This window comes from Cupriavidus cauae (assembly GCF_008632125.1).
In the GTDB taxonomy this organism is placed as follows: Bacteria; Pseudomonadota; Gammaproteobacteria; order Burkholderiales; family Burkholderiaceae; genus Cupriavidus; species Cupriavidus cauae.
In genome coordinates, this window is record NZ_VWRN01000010.1 from 96,347 (window position 1) to 114,255 (window position 17,909).

Annotated in this window: 18 protein-coding genes and 1 pseudogene; 10 read left to right on the plus strand and 9 right to left on the minus strand. The window is 69.6% G+C overall.

Features of this window, described 5'->3' with window-relative positions; translation table 11 throughout:
• Window positions 1-46: 46 nt before the first annotated feature.
• From accB to F1599_RS02530, 4 genes are all read right to left on the minus strand, one after another.
• Window positions 47-508: an acetyl-CoA carboxylase biotin carboxyl carrier protein gene (gene accB, locus F1599_RS02515; protein ID WP_149316613.1), complete on the minus strand. Its 462-nt coding sequence runs from the start codon at window positions 506-508 to the stop codon at window positions 47-49.
• Window positions 509-679: 171 nt separating this feature from the next.
• On the minus strand, window positions 680-1,159 hold the full coding sequence (gene aroQ / locus F1599_RS02520; RefSeq protein WP_223819434.1) for a type II 3-dehydroquinate dehydratase: 480 nt from the start codon (window positions 1,157-1,159) through the stop codon (window positions 680-682).
• A gap of 250 nt (window positions 1,160-1,409) precedes the next feature.
• Window positions 1,410-1,988 (minus strand): TlpA family protein disulfide reductase, encoded by a 579-nt coding sequence (locus F1599_RS02525; protein ID WP_150082138.1) that lies wholly within the window; start codon window positions 1,986-1,988, stop codon window positions 1,410-1,412.
• Window positions 1,989-2,042: 54 nt separating this feature from the next.
• Window positions 2,043-2,753: a UDP-N-acetylmuramate--alanine ligase gene (locus tag F1599_RS02530; RefSeq protein WP_149316615.1), complete on the minus strand. Its 711-nt coding sequence runs from the start codon at window positions 2,751-2,753 to the stop codon at window positions 2,043-2,045.
• Window positions 2,754-2,973: 220 nt separating this feature from the next.
• On the opposite strand from F1599_RS02530, the gene mpl reads away from it, so the two are divergent.
• The 9 genes and pseudogenes from mpl to mtgA all read left to right on the plus strand — a co-directional run bounded on the left by mpl (window position 2,974) and on the right by mtgA (window position 11,961).
• Window positions 2,974-4,365 carry a UDP-N-acetylmuramate:L-alanyl-gamma-D-glutamyl-meso-diaminopimelate ligase gene (mpl, locus tag F1599_RS02535; protein ID WP_149316616.1) on the plus strand — a complete coding sequence of 464 codons (1,392 nt, stop codon included), beginning with the start codon at window positions 2,974-2,976 and terminating at the stop codon, window positions 4,363-4,365.
• Window positions 4,366-4,379: 14 nt separating this feature from the next.
• Window positions 4,380-5,060, plus strand: a complete 681-nt coding sequence (locus tag F1599_RS02540) for a YqiA/YcfP family alpha/beta fold hydrolase (RefSeq protein WP_223819433.1) — start codon at window positions 4,380-4,382, stop codon at window positions 5,058-5,060.
• On the plus strand, window positions 5,053-5,679 hold the full coding sequence (locus F1599_RS02545; protein WP_149316617.1) for a chorismate--pyruvate lyase family protein: 627 nt from the start codon (window positions 5,053-5,055) through the stop codon (window positions 5,677-5,679). The genes F1599_RS02540 and F1599_RS02545 overlap by 8 nt, the downstream gene beginning before the upstream one ends.
• Window positions 5,680-5,702: 23 nt before the next feature.
• Window positions 5,703-5,879, plus strand: a complete 177-nt coding sequence (locus F1599_RS25730; protein WP_190286282.1) for a hypothetical protein — start codon at window positions 5,703-5,705, stop codon at window positions 5,877-5,879.
• Entirely contained in the window at window positions 5,876-6,616 is a 741-nt protein-coding gene (fabG, locus tag F1599_RS02550) for a 3-oxoacyl-ACP reductase FabG (RefSeq protein ID WP_150082139.1), read from the plus strand. Before F1599_RS25730 ends, fabG begins: the two co-directional genes overlap by 4 nt.
• Window positions 6,617-7,005: 389 nt before the next feature.
• A complete protein-coding gene (locus F1599_RS02555) occupies window positions 7,006-9,192 on the plus strand; it encodes a ribonuclease catalytic domain-containing protein (protein ID WP_150082140.1) in 2,187 nt (728 codons plus the stop codon).
• Window positions 9,193-9,252: 60 nt separating this feature from the next.
• A complete protein-coding gene (locus tag F1599_RS02560; RefSeq protein ID WP_190286285.1) occupies window positions 9,253-10,158 on the plus strand; it encodes an energy transducer TonB in 906 nt (301 codons plus the stop codon).
• A gap of 18 nt (window positions 10,159-10,176) precedes the next feature.
• Window positions 10,177-11,043, plus strand: a pseudogene (aroE, locus tag F1599_RS02565) (shikimate dehydrogenase); the annotation flags it as partial.
• Window positions 11,044-11,259: 216 nt separating this feature from the next.
• Entirely contained in the window at window positions 11,260-11,961 is a 702-nt protein-coding gene (gene mtgA, locus F1599_RS02570; RefSeq protein WP_150082155.1) for a monofunctional biosynthetic peptidoglycan transglycosylase, read from the plus strand.
• 64 nt (window positions 11,962-12,025) lie between these two features.
• Here the strand turns inward: mtgA and corA are convergent, their stop codons facing one another.
• Both corA and F1599_RS02580 read right to left on the minus strand, forming a co-directional pair.
• Window positions 12,026-12,988 (minus strand): magnesium/cobalt transporter CorA, encoded by a 963-nt coding sequence (corA, locus tag F1599_RS02575; protein ID WP_149316622.1) that lies wholly within the window; start codon window positions 12,986-12,988, stop codon window positions 12,026-12,028.
• A gap of 532 nt (window positions 12,989-13,520) precedes the next feature.
• Entirely contained in the window at window positions 13,521-14,417 is an 897-nt protein-coding gene (locus F1599_RS02580) for a DMT family transporter (RefSeq protein WP_149316623.1), read from the minus strand.
• A gap of 210 nt (window positions 14,418-14,627) precedes the next feature.
• Here F1599_RS02580 and pyrF point away from each other — a divergent pair, with 210 nt between their 5' ends.
• Window positions 14,628-15,470, plus strand: coding sequence for an orotidine-5'-phosphate decarboxylase (gene pyrF, locus F1599_RS02585; RefSeq protein ID WP_149316624.1), 843 nt, complete (start codon window positions 14,628-14,630; stop codon window positions 15,468-15,470).
• Between the two features lie 129 nt (window positions 15,471-15,599).
• Here pyrF and F1599_RS02590 read toward each other — a convergent pair whose 3' ends face one another.
• The 3 genes from F1599_RS02590 to thiL all read right to left on the minus strand — a co-directional run bounded on the left by F1599_RS02590 (window position 15,600) and on the right by thiL (window position 17,892).
• The gene (locus tag F1599_RS02590) at window positions 15,600-16,097 is read right to left on the minus strand and encodes a CinA family protein (RefSeq protein WP_149316625.1); all 498 of its coding nucleotides are present in this window, start codon (window positions 16,095-16,097) and stop codon (window positions 15,600-15,602) included.
• A 61-nt stretch (window positions 16,098-16,158) separates the two neighbouring features.
• Window positions 16,159-16,725: a phosphatidylglycerophosphatase A family protein gene (locus F1599_RS02595; RefSeq protein ID WP_150082142.1), complete on the minus strand. Its 567-nt coding sequence runs from the start codon at window positions 16,723-16,725 to the stop codon at window positions 16,159-16,161.
• A gap of 117 nt (window positions 16,726-16,842) precedes the next feature.
• A complete protein-coding gene (thiL, locus tag F1599_RS02600) occupies window positions 16,843-17,892 on the minus strand; it encodes a thiamine-phosphate kinase (protein WP_150082143.1) in 1,050 nt (349 codons plus the stop codon).
• Between the last annotated feature and the right edge of the window lie 17 nt (window positions 17,893-17,909).

Here is a 17,909-nt window from a genome sequence, read left to right on the forward strand (position 1 = left end):
ACGCCCGCATGGTGCGGGCGTGGGGCGCGGCATGCGGTCCTCGGAATCAGCCGATGACGAACAGCGGCTGGCCGTATTCGACCGCCTGGCCGTTCTCGACCAGGATTTCCTTGATCACGCCGGCCTTGTCGGACTCGATCTCGTTGAGCAGCTTCATCGCCTCGATGATGCAGACGGTCTGGCCTTCCTTGACCGTGTCGCCGACGTTGACGAAAGGCGCCGCGCCGGGCGACGGCGCGCGATAGAAGGTGCCGACCATCGGCGAGGTCACGACGTGGCCCGCGGGCAGCTGGGGCGCGGCCGGTTCGGCGGGGATCGCGGCGGGAGCGGCGGCCGGAGCCGGCGCCGCGGCGATCGCCGGGGCGGCCTGCATCGGCATCGCCTGGGCGACCACCTGGGGCGGCGCCTTGACGATGCGCACCTTGCCTTCGCCCTCGGTGACCTCCAGCTCGGAGATGCCGGATTCGGCCACCAGGTCGATCAGCGTCTTCAGCTTGCGCAGGTCCATCTTCTATCCTCCTGAATCGGGTTGTCCGGCACCGCCGCGATGGCGGGGGCCCGGAGAAAATCGTTGCGGCCGGCAATCGCGCCGCCGCGCCGGGCACGCGAGGTAGCCGGCGAGGGCGCGCACACCGGCGCGCGCCATGGGTACTGTGTCTGTTTCTGTTCGACGCGGGGGTCAGGCCCCGGGTGGCGCCTGTTCCTGCCCGAGGGCGTAGTCCAGCGCCAGCAGGTAGCCCTGCCAACCCAGCCCGCAGATCACGCCGACCGCCAGATCGGAAAAATAGGACCGATGGCGGAAGCTCTCGCGGCGATGCACGTTCGACAGGTGGACTTCGACGAACGGTATCGACACGCCCGCCAGCGCGTCGCGCAACGCCACGCTGGTGTGCGTGTAGGCGGCGGGATTGATGATGATGAAATCCACACCCTGCTCGCGCGCGGCGTGGATGCGGTCGATCAACGCACCTTCATGGTTGGACTGGAAGGTCGCCAGCCCGATGCCTGCCGCGGCCGCACGCTGCGCCAGGGCGGCATCGATGTCGGCCAGCGTGGTCGTGCCATACATCTGCGGCTCCCGCGTGCCCAGCAAATTCAGGTTCGGTCCATGGAGGACCAGCACCTGACGGTAGCGGGCGGCGCTAGGGCTTGGACGGATATCGGTCACGGCAGCTCGACCAGTTCTACGAAATTGCGCGGAGATTACCGTAGCTTAGAGGGATTTGTCTAGCACACGGTACAAGGCGGATCCGCGAATCCCGCCTTGCAGGGGCACTATGCATCGCATTTGACCGAGCCGGGCCTTGTCATCGCCCCGTGCTGCACCATTTCGCCACAATTGCGGACCGGTTCGCCGCAGAAGGCGGCAAAACCACGTTCGCGGCACCTGCGCCGCGGCGCCCGCGCCGTTATCCCTTTGGCAGCACGGCGCGCAGTTCGTCGGGCATCACGCGTCCCATCTTGCGCATCCGCACCACGCCATCGGGATCGATCACCACCGTATAGGGCAGGCCGCCTGCGGCATTGCCGAAGCTGCGGGTCAGTTCGGTACCGGCAAAGCCGGCCACCGCCAACGGGTAGGCGACCGGGACCTTCTGGACGAACTCGCGGATATTGCTGGCCGAATCGATGCCGATGCCGACAAATTCGACGCCGCGCGACTGGTATTCCTTGTGCAGGGCGGTCAGGTCGGGCATCTCTTCCACGCAGGGGCCGCACCACGGCGCCCAGAAGTTGACGACCACCGTCTTGCCGCGCAGCGCGTCCATCCGGATCGGCTTGCCGTCCGCATCCGGCAGCTCGGTGCGGTACAGCGCTTCGACCGCCTGGTCGCTGGCCGGCTGCGGCGAGAAGACCCGGTGGCCGACCACGGCGCCGGCAATCGCGGCGGCGACGGCGATGGCCAGCCAGAACCACAGGCGGCCGCGACGAACCGGCTGCGGCGCGGAAGGTGGCGAAGGCGGGGCGGAGGACGTGGACGGTTTCATGGGGCCTCTGGCAAGGAAGACGAAGAGATGGCGCCAGATGGGCGCCGGTTCTATTTATATGGTGTCGCCGTCGGGGGCCGGGTTGCCGGCCGCCGCCTCGTCCGCGGCGATCAGCGTGCGCAGCGCACCCTCGTCGATCCGCAGTGGCCGGCCGCCTGGCTCGCCGCGGGCGCCGCGTTCGTCGTTGGCGTCATACAGCGCAATATGGATGCCGACCGGCGCGCCCAGTTCGGCGCGGACCTCGCCGGCCAGCAGGCGCGCCTCGCGCTGCGCCGGCCACTGGCCGCGCCACAGGAAGCTCAGCGTCTCGACCTCGCCGCGGTTGGCGAAGTGGCGGGATTCGCTGGTCTCGAAGTCGACGCCGGCGTTCAGCAGGTGCAGCGCGACATCCTTGGGGCTGTCGCAGAAGCACTGCAGATGGATGTCGGAATGCTCGGTCGCGGTGCCGTTGAGCACCGCGCCGGCCAGATACGGGCGGAATCCGGCCAGATCCTGCATCGCCAGCAGGGCCACGCGGCGCAGCAGCGCCAGGATGCGCGGCTGGCTGTCGGCATGGAACAGCGCCTGATAGGCGCGCACCTCGTCCTCGACCATCTCGTTGTCGGGCAGCCAGTCGCCCGCGATGCGCACGTCGCCGAGCAGTTGGCGGGCGGCCTTGCGCTTGGCGGTGGCGTAGTCGGCGCCATCCTCGGCGATCATCCGGGCGGCGGCTTGCGCGATCTCGTTGCGCAGGCGCGCCGGATCGATGGGGGTACGTCGTGACATCCCACGATGATACCCGCTGCCGCCGAGGCCCGGCTCGCACGGTACAATGCGGCACTGCGGCACGGTGCGGTCGCGCCGATGCCCGCGTCCCGCGCATCGCCGGCGGCGATCCTCGCGCCCCATCGATGCCCGCCCGATGCCCGCCGCCGGGCCGGCATCGGCCTTCGCCGCGGCTCGCGCCATCAACCCTCGCTTTCCATCCGGCTGTTCACCGATCCCCATGCATATTCATATCCTCGGTATCTGCGGCACCTTCATGGGCGGCCTCGCCGTGCTGGCCAAGCAGGCCGGCCATCGCGTCACCGGCTGCGACGCCAATGTCTATCCGCCGATGAGCACGCAGCTCGAGGCCCAGGGGATCGAGCTGATCGAGGGCTTCGATCCCGCCCAGCTGTCGCTGGAACCGGACCTGTTCGTGATCGGCAACGTGGTCTCGCGCGGCAACCCGCTGATGGAAGCCATCCTGGACCGCAACCTGCCCTATGTGTCCGGCCCCCAATGGCTGGGCGAGCATGTGCTGCGCGGCAAATGGGTGCTGGCGGTGGCCGGCACGCACGGCAAGACCACCACCACGTCGATGCTCGCCTGGATCCTGCAGGACGCCGGCTACGAGCCAGGCTTCCTGGTCGGCGGCGTGCCGCAGAACTTCGGCGTGTCGGCACGGGTGACGCCCTCGGACTTCTTCGTGATCGAAGCCGACGAGTACGACACCGCCTTCTTCGACAAGCGCAGCAAGTTCGTCCACTACCGGCCGCGCACCGCGATCCTGAACAACCTGGAGTTCGATCACGCCGACATCTTTCCCGATCTCGCCGCGATCGAGACCCAGTTCCACCATCTGGTGCGCACCGTGCCGCGCCAGGGCCGGCTGCTGGTCAATGGCCTCGAAGAGAGCCTGGCGCGCGTGCTCGAGCGCGGCTGCTGGAGCGAGGTCGAGCAGTTCGGCACCGGAGACTGGCGCGCCAGCGATGCGGCGCAGGCCGCAGGTGCCGGCGCCGAGCTGGACGCCTTCGATGTCTGGCACGGCGAGACCGTGGTCGGCCGCGTGCAATGGACGCTGCAGGGCGTGCACAACCGCATGAACGCGCTGGCCGCGATCGCCGCCGCCCGCCATGTCGGCGTGCCGCCCGCCCAGGCGATCGATTCGCTGGGCCGCTTCGCCAACGTCAAGCGCCGCATGGAAGTGCGCGGGGTGGCCGGCGGCGTCACCGTCTACGACGACTTCGCCCACCATCCGACCGCGATCCAGACCACGCTGGACGGCCTGCGCCGGCGCGTCGGCGCGGCGCGCATCCTGGCGGTGCTGGAGCCGCGCTCCAATACGATGAAGCTCGGCGTGATGAAGGCGCAGCTGCCCGCCAGCCTCGAACTGGCCGATCTGGTATTCGGCTATGGCGCCCCCAGCGGCAAGGACGCGCTGGGCTGGGACCTGACCGAGGCGCTGGCGCCGCTGGGCGAGCGCGCCGGCGCCTTCGACAATCTGGACGCGCTGGTCGCCGCGGTACGCGCCGCGGCGCGGCCGGGCGACCATGTTCTGGTGATGAGCAACGGCGGCTTCGGCGGCGTCCATCAGAAGCTGCTGGACGCGCTGGCGGCGCCCGCCAAGGGCTGAACGGAGCGGCGCCCATGCTGTTGTATCTGCACGGATTCCGTTCGTCGCCGCGCTCGTTCAAGGCGCAACTGGTGCAGCAGCGCCTGCGCGAGCGCGGGCTGGGCCGCTACTACGCCTGTCCGATGCTCGACGTGTCGCCGGCCCGCGCGATCGAGCAGGCCGAGGCCGCGATCGCCGCGGCGCGCCTGTCGGCCCCGAGCGATCGGCCTCTGGCCATCGTCGGCTCGTCGCTCGGCGGCTACTACGCGCGCTGGCTCGGCGAGCGGCACGGCTGCCCCACCGTGCTGCTCAACCCGGCCGTGCATCCGTGGACCGATCTCGAGCGCCATCTCGGCGAGCAGCCGCTGTGGCATGGCGGCGGCTCGGTCAAGGTCGAGCGCCATCATCTGCAGGAACTGCTGGATCTGCGCGTCGACACGCTGCGCCACCCGGAGCGCTTCTATCTGCTGGCCGCGACCGGCGACGAGGTGCTCGATTACCGCGAGATGGTGGCGTCCTGCCAGGGGGCGCGTATCCGCGTGATCGAGGGAAGCGACCACGGCATCAGCGAGTTCGCCGACTATGTCGACGAGGTGCTGGACTTCTGCGGCTACGGCCATGCCGACAACGCCGAGAACGCCGGCGAAACCCGCGAAACCGGGCAAGCCGGGACATCCGGCGAGGAGACGGACAACAAGGACGGTGGCAATGCCTGACGCCTGCGCGGCGCGCGTGCGCCGCTGTGCCTGGAGCGGGCATCTGCCGTTCGACGCGGCGCTGGGCGCCAACCTGCGGCGCTGGATCACCGGCGAAGGCTCGCTGACCGCCCGGCTGATCACCGCCTCGTCGCGCTTTCGCGTCAGCAAGCTGTCGCAGCGGATGGAGCGGCCACTGGCGGACGAGTGGCACACGCTCGGGCTGGGCGCGCCGCTGCCCGTGATCGCGCGCGACGTGCTGCTGGTCTGCGACAACACCCCGGCCGTGTTCGGCCACACCATCGTCCATCCGCGCCATGCGCGCCGCGACTGGCCCTTCCTCGGCGGACTGGGCGACCGGCCGCTGGGCGGCGCGCTGTTCGTCGATCCGCGCGTGCGCCGCGACCCCTTCGAATTCGCCCGCCTGCTGCCGCATCATCCGCTGGCGCAGCGGCTGCGCCGCGCGCTGCCCGAATTCGGCGAGGAGCTGGCGGGAATCATGCTGCCGGCGCGGCGCTCGGTGTTCCGCCGCGGCGCGGGCGTGATGCTGGTGACCGAGGTATTCCTGCCCGACCTCGCCACGCGCCCGGCGCCGCGCACCGCGACCGGCATGCCGGTGCCGATGCGTCCGCCGCGATAGGGGAGAGCGACCCGACAGACGCGATGGATGCGATGGATGCGATGGACGCGATGGACGCGTCGGAGGTGATGGACGCGACCGATGCGACCGATGCAATCGATGCCGACGGCGCCGCGGCCGACGACGCGCGGACCCGCCCCAACCCGAACAAAAAAACGATAACGACAGCCAACCCCACTACCACGAGAACTCAACGATGAAACTTCAGGGACGGATTGCCATCGTCACCGGCGCCGCCGCCGGTATCGGCTTTGCGACCGCGCGGCGCTTCGCCGCCGAGGGCGCCATCGTGATCCTGTGCGACGTCAACGCCGAGCGCGTCCAGCAGGCCGCCGCGCAGCTGGCCGCCGGCGGCGCCACCGTCCGCGCGCACCGGGTCGACGTCACGCAGCGCGAGCAGGTCGACACGATGGTCGCGGCGACGCTGACCGAGTACGGCCAGATCGACATCCTGGTCAACAACGCCGGCATCACCAAGGACGCGCGCCTGGTCAAGATGACCGAGGCCCAGTTCGACGCGGTGATCGACGTCAACCTGAAGGGCGTGTTCCATTGCGCGCAGGCCGTCGCCGGCCCGATGATCGAGCGCGGCCGCGGCGTGATCCTGAACGCCTCCAGCGTGGTCGGCCTGTACGGCAATTTCGGCCAGACCAACTACGCCGCGAGCAAGTTCGGCGTGGTCGGCTTCACCAAGACCTGGGCGCGCGAGCTCGGGCCCAAGGGCGTGCGCGTCAACGCGGTGTGCCCGGGTTTCGTCGCCACCGAGATCCTGCAGACGGTGCCGGACAAGGTGCTCGACGGCATGAAGCAGGCCTGCTGGCTGGGCCGGCTGGCCGAGCCGGACGAGATCGCCAGCATCTACGCCTTCCTGGCCAGCGACGACGCCAGCTATATCAACGGCACCGCGATCGAGGCCAGCGGCGGCATGTCGATCTGAGGGCGCGCTTCCGGACACACTCCCGGACGCGCTTCCGCACGCGCCTCCGGACGCGCCTCCGGACGCGTTTCCGGACGCGTTTCCGGTCGCGCGTCCGGACGGCTCCCGGGCAGGCTTTCCGGCGCGTTCGCGGGCACGTTTCCCGGCACGCTTGCCGGCACGCCGCGGCGCCGGGCACCCGCCGCCGCCGGACACGTTTTATTGCGTGGCCCGGCAGACGGCCGCGCCACCCCGGTACGGTATCATTGACGACCGGCCGCGGCGCCCATGCGCGCGGCCCATGACCCCCCCGCCCGGCCCGTGCCGGGCGGTGACGCTTATCCATTTCCGAGGCGGGCAGCGCGCCTCGCCGACGCCCGGTTTCCGGCATATCTGAAAGACCCGATCCCATGCAGTTGTTGTTCGAGGAAGGCGGCGAGATCCGCGCCGGTACCGTGCTGAATCAGCAAGGCGAGGCCTATCAGGTCGAATTGCCCGCGGGCAAGCGCACCAAGGTCAAGTCGCGCGACGTGCTGCTGCAGTTCGCGCAGCCGAGCGCGGCCGAGCTGCTGTCGCAGACGGCGGCGCTGACCGGCGAGATCGATCTCGATTTCCTGTGGGAATGCGCCCCCGAGCAGGAGTTCGGCTTCACCGACTTGGCCGCCGAGTACTACGGTGCGTCGGCGAGCCCCGCGCAACAGGCGGCGCTGGCGATGGCGCTGCACGGCAATCCGGTCTATTTCCGCCGCAAGGGCCGCGGCCGCTACCAGCGCGCGCCCGAGGACCAGCTGAAGGCGGCGCTGGCCGGGCTCGAGCGCAAGCGCCAGCAGGCGCTGGTGCAGGCCGAATACGAACAGCAACTGAAGGCCGGCGTGCTGCCCGAGGCGTTCCGCGGCAAGGTGCTGACGCTGCTGTTCAAGCCGGACAAGAACAGCCTCGAGTACAAGGCGCTCGATGCCGCGTGCACCGCGCTGGGCAAGTCGCCGATGCGGCTGATGATCGAGGTCGGCGGCGTGCCGAACGCGCGCGCGCTGCACGAGGCCCGCTTCCTGTCCGAGTGCTTCCCCAAGGGCACCGGCTTTCCGGAGATCACGGTGCCGGAGCCGGGCGGCGACCTCCCCCTCGCGCCGGTCGAGGCGTTCTCGATCGACGACGTCACCACCACCGAGATCGACGACGCGCTGTCGGTGATGCCGCTGGACGAGGGGCGCCTGCGCATCGGCATCCATATCGCGGCCCCGGGCCTGGGCATCCGCCGCGGCGATCCGCTCGACGCGATCGCGCGGCAGCGGCTGTCGACGGTCTACTTTCCGGGCGACAAGATCACGATGCTGCCGGACGCGGTGGTCGAGCGCTACACGCTGCAGGAAGGGCGACAGTGCCCGGCGCTGTCGCTGTACGTGACCTACGATCCGGCCGCGCAGCAGATCCTCGCCAGCGAGACGCGCGCGGAGATGGTCAAGATCGCCTCCAATCTGCGCCACAACCTGCTCGACGAGGTGGTGACCGAGGCGGCGCTGACCGAAGGCAGCGGCGACTATCCGTTCCGCGAGGCACTGACCGCGCTGTGGGGCTTCGCCAATTTCCTCTACGACGAGCGCCAGCGCGCGCGCATCGCCAGCGGCCTGCGGCCGGAGTCGCACAGCCGCGCCGACTACAGCTTCTATCTGGACGAGCAGCCCGACGGCAGCCAGCGCGTGCGCATCGAGCAGCGCAAGCGCGGATCGCCGCTGGACAAGATCGTCGCCGAGCTGATGATCCTGGCCAACAGCACCTGGGGCAAGCTGCTGGCCGACCACGGCGTGCCGGGCATCTACCGCACGCAGAAGGTGTGGGGCATGCACCGGACCCGCATGCAGACCTATCCGGCACCGCACGAGGGGCTTGGCGTCGCGCAGTATGCGTGGAGCACCTCGCCGCTGCGCCGCTATGTCGATCTGGTCAACCAGTGGCAGATCATCGCGGCCGCGCAGCACGGCGTCACCGCGAAGCTGGTGGCGCCGTTCAAGCCCAAGGACGCCGACCTGCTGGCCGCGGTGGCGGACTTCGAGGGCACCTATGCCGCCTATGCCGAGCACCAGTCGACCATGGAGCGTTACTGGTGCCTGCGCTGGCTCGCGCAGGAGAACCGCGAACGCATGATGGCGACCGTGCTGAAGGACGGCGCGGTGCGCTTTGCCGAGATCCCGCTGGTCACGCGTGTGCCCGAACTCGCGCAGGCCGCGCGCGGCACGCAGGTGCTGCTCGAAATCGCCGGCACCGACGAGCTGACGCTGGAAGTCAGCTGTCGGGTGCTGGAGGTGTTTGCCGGCGAGGGTGAGCTGCCAGCCGAAGAACTGGAAGGCGATGAAGAATCGGCGGAGGTCTCCGCCGAAGCGGCCGCCGAGGTGGCGGCCGAGCAGGCCGCGGAAGAGGCCGCCGAGCAGGGCGCCGAGACGGTGCCGGAGACATTGGACGGTACCGGTACCGAAGCGCCGGCCGAAGCCATCCCCGGCGAAAGGGCCAACGCCAACGCCAACGACAGCGCCGGCGACGGCGCCGATGGTCGCGACGGCGCTGCCAGGACCGCCGGCAACGGCGGCCCCGCTGCCTCCTGATCCAGGCCTGCCGTGAACCTCGCCCGCGCTTCCCGCCAGTGGTGGCAAGGCAGCAGCACGATGGCCAAGGCCATCGCGATCTCGCTGGCCGTGCACGCGCTGCTGCTGGCAGTGCGCTTCGGCGCGCCGGAGGCCTTCGAGATCAAGCGCAGCGACACCGCGCTCGACGTGGTGCTGGTCAATGCGAAGTCGGGCCAGCAGCCGCTCAAGCCCGCCGCACTGGCCCAGGCCGACCTCGACGGCGGCGGCGACCATGAGCAGCAGCGTGCCAGCACGCCGCTGCCGGCGCAGCCCATCCCGCGCGAGGGCGATCTGGTGCGCCAGGTGCAGCGCCGCGTCGATCTGCTCGAGGAGCGCCAGCAGCGGCTGATGACACAGCTGCGCGAGAGCGCGCCGCCGGTCCACAGCCAGCCGCTGCGTCCGGGCGAACGCCGTCTCGATACCCCGGCGCGCGGCCAGGACGAGCACGATTCGCTCGACGAGATGGCGCGGCTGGAGGCCGAGATCGCCCGCAATCTGGAGCACTACGCGCGCCGGCCCAAGCGCCACCAGATCACCGCCACCAGCGCGCAGCAGGTGGTCTACGCCCGCTACTACGACCGCCTGCGCAAGAAGATCGAGGCGCGCGGCACCGCCGACTTCCCTCGCCGCGCCGGCCAGCCGCTGTACGGCGAGCTGATCGTGGCGATCAACGTCGACCGGCATGGCCGGCTCGGTTACGAGCGCGGCGGCTACCGCGTCGACGGCGTCGAGCTGGTCAAGAGCTCGGGCAACGCCGCTCTGGACCGCCAGGCCATCGCGATCGTGCGCGCCGCGGCGCCGTTCGGCGAGTTTTCGCCGGAGATGCGGGCCCGCTACGATATTCTCGAAGTGATTTCGACGTTCAAGTTCTCGCGCAGCGGGCTGGAAACCCGGCTGCAATCCCGGTTGCCGTCCCAGGCGCCATCGCCGCTGCCATCCCGATAAATGCCCAACGCTACCGACATGCCCAACCCTGACCTCGCCGTGGACCGCTATGCCGTGGTCGGCAACCCGATCGCGCACAGCCGCTCGCCGCAGATTCATGCCGCCTTCGCGCGCCAGACCGCGCAGGCGCTCAGCTACGAACGGCTGCTGGCGCCGCTGGACGGGTTTGCCGACACCGTGCGCCGGTTCTTCGCCGAGGGCGGCCAGGGCCTGAACGTGACGACGCCGTTCAAGGTGCAGGCCTTCGAGCTGGCCGACCGGCTGACGCCCGGCGCCGAGGCCGCCGGCGCGGTCAACACGCTGTGGATGGAGGACGGCCTGCTGCACGGCGACAACACCGACGGCGTCGGCCTGGTGCGCGATATCGTCGATCGTCTCGGCGTCGAGCTCGAAGGGCGGCGCATCCTGCTGCTGGGCGCCGGCGGCGCCGCGATGGGCGCGATGCTGCCGCTGATCGATTGCCGGCCCGACCGCATCGTGGTGGCCAACCGCACCGCCGACCGCGCCAGCGAGATGCTGGAGAACTTCGCCGAGGCCGCCGGCGAGGCCGGCGTCGAACTGTGGGGCGGCGGCTTCGAGGCGCTGGCCGGGCTGTCCGAGGAGGACGGCTGCGAGGTGGTGATCAACGCGACCGCCGGCAGCCTCCAGGGCGAGGTGCCGCCGGTGCCCGAGGCGCTGCTCGGCGAGGGCGTGCTGGCCTACGACATGATGTACGGCGCCGAGCCGACCGTGTTCCTGCAGTACGCGGCGGCGCAGGGCGCCCGCACCGCCGATGGGCTCGGCATGCTCGTCGAGCAGGCGGCGCAGGCCTTCTACCTCTGGCGCGGCGTGCATCCCGATACCGCGCCGGTGCTCGAGGAACTGCGGGCCGCGCTGCGGGCCGAAGCCGGGTGCGAAGCGGCTGCCGAACCGGGACCCAAAGCGGCGGCCGAACCCCAGGCCAAACCGCACGGCAAACCGCAGGCCGGACGCTGACCTCGGGCGCATCCCGTTCTTCCGCTACGCCGACTGACCGACGCGAGTTCCGCCTTGGCCCAACGCAAACGCGCCGTCCGTTCCCGTGCCGCCGCCGCGTCCGCGCGCGCCGGCACTTCCGCGCCGCTGCGCTGGCTCGCATGGCTGCTGGGCAGCGTGCTGGCCGGCGTGGTCGCGATGCAGGTCTATTTCTTCCTGCAGATCGCCGCGTGGCAGGTAGTCGACCCCGGTCCGACCTCGTTCATGCGCGCCGAGCGCTGGCGCCTGTGCGGCTGGAATGTCTGGAGCTGCGGCATCGAGCGGCAGTGGGTGCCGTATGGCGAGATCTCGCGCAACCTGAAGCGCGCCGTGATCGCCAGCGAGGACGCCGACTTCGTCAATCATCCGGGCTACGACTTCGACGCGATGCTGGAAGCCTGGGAGCGCAACAAGAAGCGCGGCCATATCGTGCGCGGCGGGTCGACCATCACGCAGCAGCTGGCCAAGAACCTGTTCCTGTCGCCCGAGCAGCATTACCTGCGCAAGGGCCAGGAACTCTTGATTACCTGGATGCTGGAGTTCTGGCTCGACAAGCAGCGCATCTACGAGATCTATCTGAACTCGGTCGAGTGGGGCGAGGGCGTGTTCGGCGCCGAGGCCGCCGCCCGGCACTACTTCAAGACCAGCGCCGGCCGTCTCAGCGTGGGCCAGGCGGCGCGCCTGGCGGCGGCGCTGCCGGCGCCAAAATGCTTCGACAAGAAGCAGTACTGCGCGCATGTGCGCGTCAACTTCCGCGCCAAGGCCGGCATCATCGCGCGCCGGATGGGCTCGGCCACGCTGCCGGACTGATGACGTACGGCAGCGGGCAGCCCGCCGGGCGGCCCGGTCGTCGCGGCGCCGGGCCTTGGGGCTTCTAGCTGAGCCAGCCCTTGCGGCGGAAATAGATCAGCGGAATCGCCGCCGACACCGCCATCAGCGCAATCGCCCACGGATAGCCGCCGGCCCAGTCGAGCTCGGGCATCACCTTGAAGTTCATGCCGTAGACGCTTGCGATCAGGGTCGGCGGCATCAGCGCCACCGACACCACCGAGAACAGCTTGATGATCTTGTTCTGGTTGATGTTGATGAAACCGACCGTGGCGTCCATCAGGAAGTTGATCTTGTCGAACAGGAACGCGGTGTGGTTCTCGATCGAGTCGATATCGCGCAGGATCTGGCGCGCCTCGTCCTGCTGCTCGGCGGACAGCAGCTGGCTGCGCATCAGGAAGGACAGCGCCCGCCGGGTGTCCATCACGTTGCGGCGGATGCGGCCATTGCGGTCTTCCTCGCGCGCGATGGTCTCGAGCACATCGGCCGCCGCGGCGTCGGTCACGTTCTCGGCCAGTACGCGCTTGCTGGCGTCCTCCAGCCGTTCGTAGATCTCCTCGATCGAGTCGGCCGAGTACTCGGCGTCGGTCGCGTACAGATCCATCAGCACGTCCTTGGCGTTGCGCACCGAGCCCGGGCGCATGCGGGCGCGCAGCCGCACCAGCCGGAACACCGGCAGGTCCTCGTCGTGGATGGAGAACAGCACGTCGCGCGTCAGCACGAACGCCACGCGCACGTTGCGCGAGACCTCGTCCTCGTCGAGCAGGAAGTCGGTGCGAATATGGATGTTTTCATCCTCGCCCTCGAAATAACGCGCCGAGGCCTCGAGGTCGCCGAGGTCCTCGAGCTCGGGCAGGGCCACGCCGTAGGCTTCCTTGATCCAGTCCAGTTCCTCGTCGTCGGGGCTGACGACATCGATCCAGATGGGCTTGTGCTGCAGCAACTCGTTGCGGTCGTCGACCTGCTCCTGGGCGAGCCGGCCTTTCTGCAGGACGAACAGATTGATCATCCCCGGTATTCCTTATGCCGTGCGATGAAGAAAAGCGGCAGGCAGGCTTGCGGCACGGCCGGGCCGCGCCCTTCGCGACGGCGAATGGCGGGCTCGAAGGCAAGCGTGATCGCGCTGCGCGGACGGGCCGTGCAAGGCGATGGCGTTTGCCGTTGATGGCTGGCAAGCCGGGTGAGGGAAGTCCGCAACAACGCGGCGGGCCTGTTGAAGCGATGGCCGCCGGTGGCAGTACGGAAAAAACACTCGCCCGCAGTGTGCTGCGGGCGGGTTCGGCGAGCGTCCGACCAGGATGGTCCGGACGGGTTCGTCGTTACGCAGCCCGCAGTGACATGGCATTCGTAGAGGTCGCGGCTTTGCCGCGGCAACTCGAACACCCGATGCTACTGCCCACGTAATTTCTCCGGGATTATGGATGGGCGCGAGTGTAGCCCAACGCGACCGCGTTTGTTAAGTGAAATCTGGATGAAGCGTCACCGCGGCCGTGGTACGGGGTATGAGGCACGGTTCGACCGCGGCTGCGGCTCTGCCCGCCTTACGCGCGACGGCGCAGCCGCGGCATCAGCAGCGGTACCAGCAGCACCGAGGCCAGCGCGGCAAACATCAGCACGATCGCGGCGTAGTCCTGCCAGTGGGGCTGCTCGCCCAGCATCCACATGCCGGAGAAGACCCCGACCACCGGGATGAACATGATCGACAGGCTCGATACCACCGGCGGCAGCGAACGGGCCAGCGCGAACCAGACCAGATGGCAGAAGGCGAACACGACCACCGCGTTGTACACGATCGCGGCCCATTCGATCGCGTTCGGCATGCGCCAGCCGTCCTCGAACAGCAGCGTGCCGGCCAGCAGGAAGGGCAGCGCGACCGCCAGCATCCAGAAGGTCAGCGTGCCGAGCGGGATATCGACCGGGGTTCGCTTCATCAGCTGGGTGCCGTAGCCCCAGCCGGCCGCGGCGGCCAGCATCATCACGGTGCCGGTCGGGCTGCCGGTCAGCGCGCCGAACTCGCTCGACATCAGCAGCAGCGTGCCGGCCAGCGCGCAGCCGATGCCGACCCAGGCCCAGGCCGAGATGCGCTCGCGGAACAAGACCAGGCCCCAGACCACGGCCCAGATCGGCATCGTGTAGCCGAGGATCGCGGCGCGGCCCGAGGACAGCATCTTGACCGCGCCGATCGCCAGCAGGTGCCAGATCACCATATTGGGCAGCGCCAGCTTGAACACCGTGCCCCAGGTCTCGCGCGGCAGCGTCAGCGGGATGCCCTTGGCGCGCAGCGCCAGCCCCAGCGCGATCAGGCCGCCGGCCATGCACAGCAGGCGAAAGCCCAGCGGCGGGAAATGGGCCACGCCGATCTTCATCACGGGCCAGTTGACGCCCCAGGCGAGCGTCAGCGCGACGAGCAGGGCAAGATTGCGGCGATCGAGAGTCATGGAGGGGAGGCGGTTACCGGTGCGTTACCGCTCTTTCTATTGGTTTCGTCTGTCGGAAAAGCGCAAGGAAGATAGCATGCAACGGGTAAAATTGCCGGCAACGACCCGACCGTCGCCGGCCGCCGCGATTCTCTGCCCGTGCCGACAGACGATAGCCAACGGTCCGCCGCGGCCCATCCCGGGCCCGGATGCCACGCATTCGAGCGATCCATGACCCGTCCTTCCGTTCCTCCCGTCCCGTTCACCGAGCAGTTGACCCAGGCCTGGCGGCGCAACGATTCGCTGCTGTGCGTCGGGCTCGATCCGGATCCGGGCAAGCTGCCGCTGTCGCTGACCGGCGCCGGCGGCGCGATCTTTTCCTTCTGCCGCGAGATCGTCGACGCCACCGCCGACCTGGTCTGCGCCTTCAAGCCGCAGATCGCCTACTTCGCCTCGCAGCGCGCCGAGGACCAGCTCGAGCAGCTGATCCACTATATCCACGACGCACATCCCGGCATCCCGGTGATTCTCGACGCCAAGCGCGGCGACATCGGCTCGACCGCGCAGCATTACGCGATCGAGGCGTTCGACCGCTATCAGGCCGATGCCGTCACGGTCAGCCCCTATATGGGATTCGATTCGGTGGAGCCGTATCTTGCCTATCCCGAGCGCGGCGTCATCGTGCTGTGCCGGACCTCGAATCCGGGCGGCTCGGACGTGCAATTCCTGCAGGTCGAGGGCAAGCCGATCTATCAGCTGGTGGCCGAGCAGGCCGCGGCGCGCTGGAACACCACCGGGCAGATGGGGCTGGTGGTCGGCGCGACCTTCCCGAACGAGATCGCCAAGGTGCGCGAGCTGGTCGGCGACATGCCGCTGCTGATTCCAGGCATCGGTGCCCAGGGCGGCGATATCGAAGCCACGGTCAAGGCGGGTCGCAGCGCCGACGGTACCGGCATGATGATCAATTCGTCGCGGGCGATCCTGTACGCCAGCCGCGAGAAGGACTTCGCCGCGGCCGCGCGCCGCGCCGCGCTGCAGACGCGCGACACGATCAACCGTTTCCGCCAGGGTTGAACGGCGGGGCCCCTGCGCCCGGGTACTTGGTTACTGAGGTGCTCGGGTGCTCGGGTGCTCGGGTGCTCGGGTGCTCGGGCGCTCGGGTGTTGGGCGAACGGGCGAACGGGCGAACCGCCGCCCCGGCGCTCAGGCCTCGTTGCGCACCAGGTCGAGCAGGCCGCGCATCGCATGCTCGGCGGCCTGGCGGCGGATCTGCTGGCGGTCGCCCTTGAAGCGCTGGGTCTCGACCCGGGTCACGATGCGGTTGCTCCAGCCGAAGCAGACCATGCCCACCGGCTTCTCCGGCGTGCCGCCGGTCGGGCCCGCGACGCCGGTGATCGACAGCGCCACCTGGGCACGGCTGTTGAGCAGCGCCCCCTCGGCCATCGCGTGCGCGACTTCCTCGCTGACCGCGCCGAAATCGCGGATAAGCTTGGCCGGAACGCCGAGCATGGTGCTCTTGGCTTCGTTCGAGTAGGTGACGAAGCCGCGCTCGAACCAGCCGGACGAACCGGCGACGTCGGTGATGGCGGCCGCCACCAGGCCGCCGGTACAGGACTCGGCGGTGGCGACCATCAGCGATTTTTCCTTGAGGGCGATGCCGGCCTGGACGGCAAGCTGGTCGAGCAAGCGGCTGATGGACATGATGACGGCTCTCGTGCTGGCGGTGAATCGGTACGGTTCGGATGCGGCGGCGTGGATGCGCTCAGAACGAGCGCCACAGCGCGAACACCAGCAGCGTGTAGAACGCCGCGACCAGATCGTCGAACATCACGCCGAAGCCGCCGCGCAGGCCCGGGCCCTTGAGCGTGCGGTCGTAATAGGCGATCGGCGCGGGTTTGGCCATGTCGAACAGCCGGAACCACAGGAAGGCGGCGAACTGGCCCCAGAAGCCGGTCGGCATCACGAAGGCCAGCACCAGCCAGAACGCCACGATCTCGTCCCACACCATGCTGCCGTGATCGTGCACGCCCATCGCGCGCGCGGTCCGTGCGCAGGCCCACAGGCCAATCAGGAAGCCGCCGACGATGATCCACAGCCAGGCGGACGGCTGCATCCACAGCGAGATCACGACGAAGGACAGCCAGCCGTACAGCGTGCCGACCGTGCCGGGCATCACCGGCGACAGGCCGGAACCGAAGCCCAGCGCGATGAAATGCGCGGGGTGGGACAGCATGAAGCGCGCCGTCGGGCGCAGGATCTTGGCGGTCTGACCGGCCTCCAGCGTCATCGCGGGATCGGTAGACGCCGAACCGGGAGGATAGGCGGACATCAAGGTATTTGGCTCGTTTGTTATCGCGGTCGGAGGCGGGACTCGCCGGCGCGGCAGGCGGCCGGCGGCGCGGCGCTCCGCCGCATGGCGGCATCATGACATGCCGCCGTCCGGCTGTCAGGGGTTGGCGAAATGATCGAAGCTTCGGGCCCGGAAGGAGACGGGCCCGCCACCGGCATCGACCAGGCGCAACCCGGGCTCGGCGGTGATCGTGCCGACCCGGGTCAGCGGCAGCGCCAACCGCTCGGCCAGCGCGGCCAGCGCTTCGCGCGTCCCGACCGGGGCGGTGAAGCACAGCTCGTAATCGTCGCCGCCGGCCAGTACGCATTCGAGCTGGCAGTCGCGCGGCTGGCTCGCCAGGACCTCCGAGCGCGGCAGCGCATCGACGTCGAGCAGCGCGCCGACCTGCGATCGCTCCAGGATATGGCCCAGATCGCCGACCAGCCCGTCCGAGATATCGAGCGCGGCATGGGCCAGCCCGCGCAGCGCCATGCCAAGCGCCACGCGCGGGGTCGGCGTGTCCATGCGCGGGCGCACCAGCGTGAAGTCGGGCTCGGGCAGCAGCCATTCGCCGCGGCAATCGCCCAGCGCCAGGCGCGCATCGCCCAGCGTGCCGGAGATCCAGATGTCGTCGCCCGGGCGGGCGGCGTCGCGGCGCAGCGCGCTGCCCCGCGGCACGTCGCCGAACACCGTCAAGGACAGCGTCAGCGGGCCGCGCGTAGTGTCGCCGCCGACCAGCTCGCAGCCATGCGCGTCGGCCAGTTCCAGCATGCCGGCGGCCAGTTCGGCCAGCCAGGCGGGATCGGCCTCGGGCAGCGCCAGCGCCAGCGTGAAGGCGCGCGGCTCGGCGCCCATCGCCGCCAGATCGGACAGATTGACGGCCAGCGCCTTGTGGCCCAGCGCGCGCGGTGGGACGTCGGGGAAGAAGTGCCGGCCGCTGACCAGCATGTCGCTGCTGACCGCCAGCAGATGGCCCGGGCGCGGATCCAGCAGCGCGCAGTCGTCGCCGACGCCGAGCACGGCCTTGCGGGCCGGACGGGTGAAATAGCGGCGGATCAGTTCAAACTCGGAAAGCGGCGCGGAAGGATCGGCGGAGGGATCGGCCGAAGGGTTCGCCGAGGGATCGGCGGAAGCGGGCGCGGCTGGGGCGGCGTCTGTCGAAGGCATGCTGGAGTCGGCTCGGA

Excerpts from the sequence above, each read along its gene's own strand:
- F1599_RS02540 (WP_223819433.1), top strand. The coding sequence starts at position 4,380 with ATGCTGTTGTATCTGCACGGATTCCGTTCGTCGCCGCGCTCGTTCAAG.
- F1599_RS02590 (WP_149316625.1), bottom strand. The coding sequence starts at position 16,097 with ATGTCCATCAGCCGCTTGCTCGACCAGCTTGCCGTCCAGGCCGGCATC.
- F1599_RS02530 (WP_149316615.1), bottom strand. The coding sequence starts at position 2,753 with ATGTCACGACGTACCCCCATCGATCCGGCGCGCCTGCGCAACGAGATC.
- fabG (WP_150082139.1), top strand. The coding sequence starts at position 5,876 with ATGAAACTTCAGGGACGGATTGCCATCGTCACCGGCGCCGCCGCCGGT.
- F1599_RS02555 (WP_150082140.1), top strand. The coding sequence starts at position 7,006 with ATGCAGTTGTTGTTCGAGGAAGGCGGCGAGATCCGCGCCGGTACCGTG.
- F1599_RS02595 (WP_150082142.1), bottom strand. The coding sequence starts at position 16,725 with ATGTCCGCCTATCCTCCCGGTTCGGCGTCTACCGATCCCGCGATGACG.
- accB (WP_149316613.1), bottom strand. The coding sequence starts at position 508 with ATGGACCTGCGCAAGCTGAAGACGCTGATCGACCTGGTGGCCGAATCC.
- F1599_RS25730 (WP_190286282.1), top strand. The coding sequence starts at position 5,703 with ATGGATGCGATGGATGCGATGGACGCGATGGACGCGTCGGAGGTGATG.
- F1599_RS02545 (WP_149316617.1), top strand. The coding sequence starts at position 5,053 with ATGCCTGACGCCTGCGCGGCGCGCGTGCGCCGCTGTGCCTGGAGCGGG.
- corA (WP_149316622.1), bottom strand. The coding sequence starts at position 12,988 with ATGATCAATCTGTTCGTCCTGCAGAAAGGCCGGCTCGCCCAGGAGCAG.
- pyrF (WP_149316624.1), top strand. The coding sequence starts at position 14,628 with ATGACCCGTCCTTCCGTTCCTCCCGTCCCGTTCACCGAGCAGTTGACC.
- F1599_RS02560 (WP_190286285.1), top strand. The coding sequence starts at position 9,253 with ATGGCCAAGGCCATCGCGATCTCGCTGGCCGTGCACGCGCTGCTGCTG.
- F1599_RS02525 (WP_150082138.1), bottom strand. The coding sequence starts at position 1,988 with ATGAAACCGTCCACGTCCTCCGCCCCGCCTTCGCCACCTTCCGCGCCG.
- F1599_RS02580 (WP_149316623.1), bottom strand. The coding sequence starts at position 14,417 with ATGACTCTCGATCGCCGCAATCTTGCCCTGCTCGTCGCGCTGACGCTC.
- mpl (WP_149316616.1), top strand. The coding sequence starts at position 2,974 with ATGCATATTCATATCCTCGGTATCTGCGGCACCTTCATGGGCGGCCTC.
- thiL (WP_150082143.1), bottom strand. The coding sequence starts at position 17,892 with ATGCCTTCGACAGACGCCGCCCCAGCCGCGCCCGCTTCCGCCGATCCC.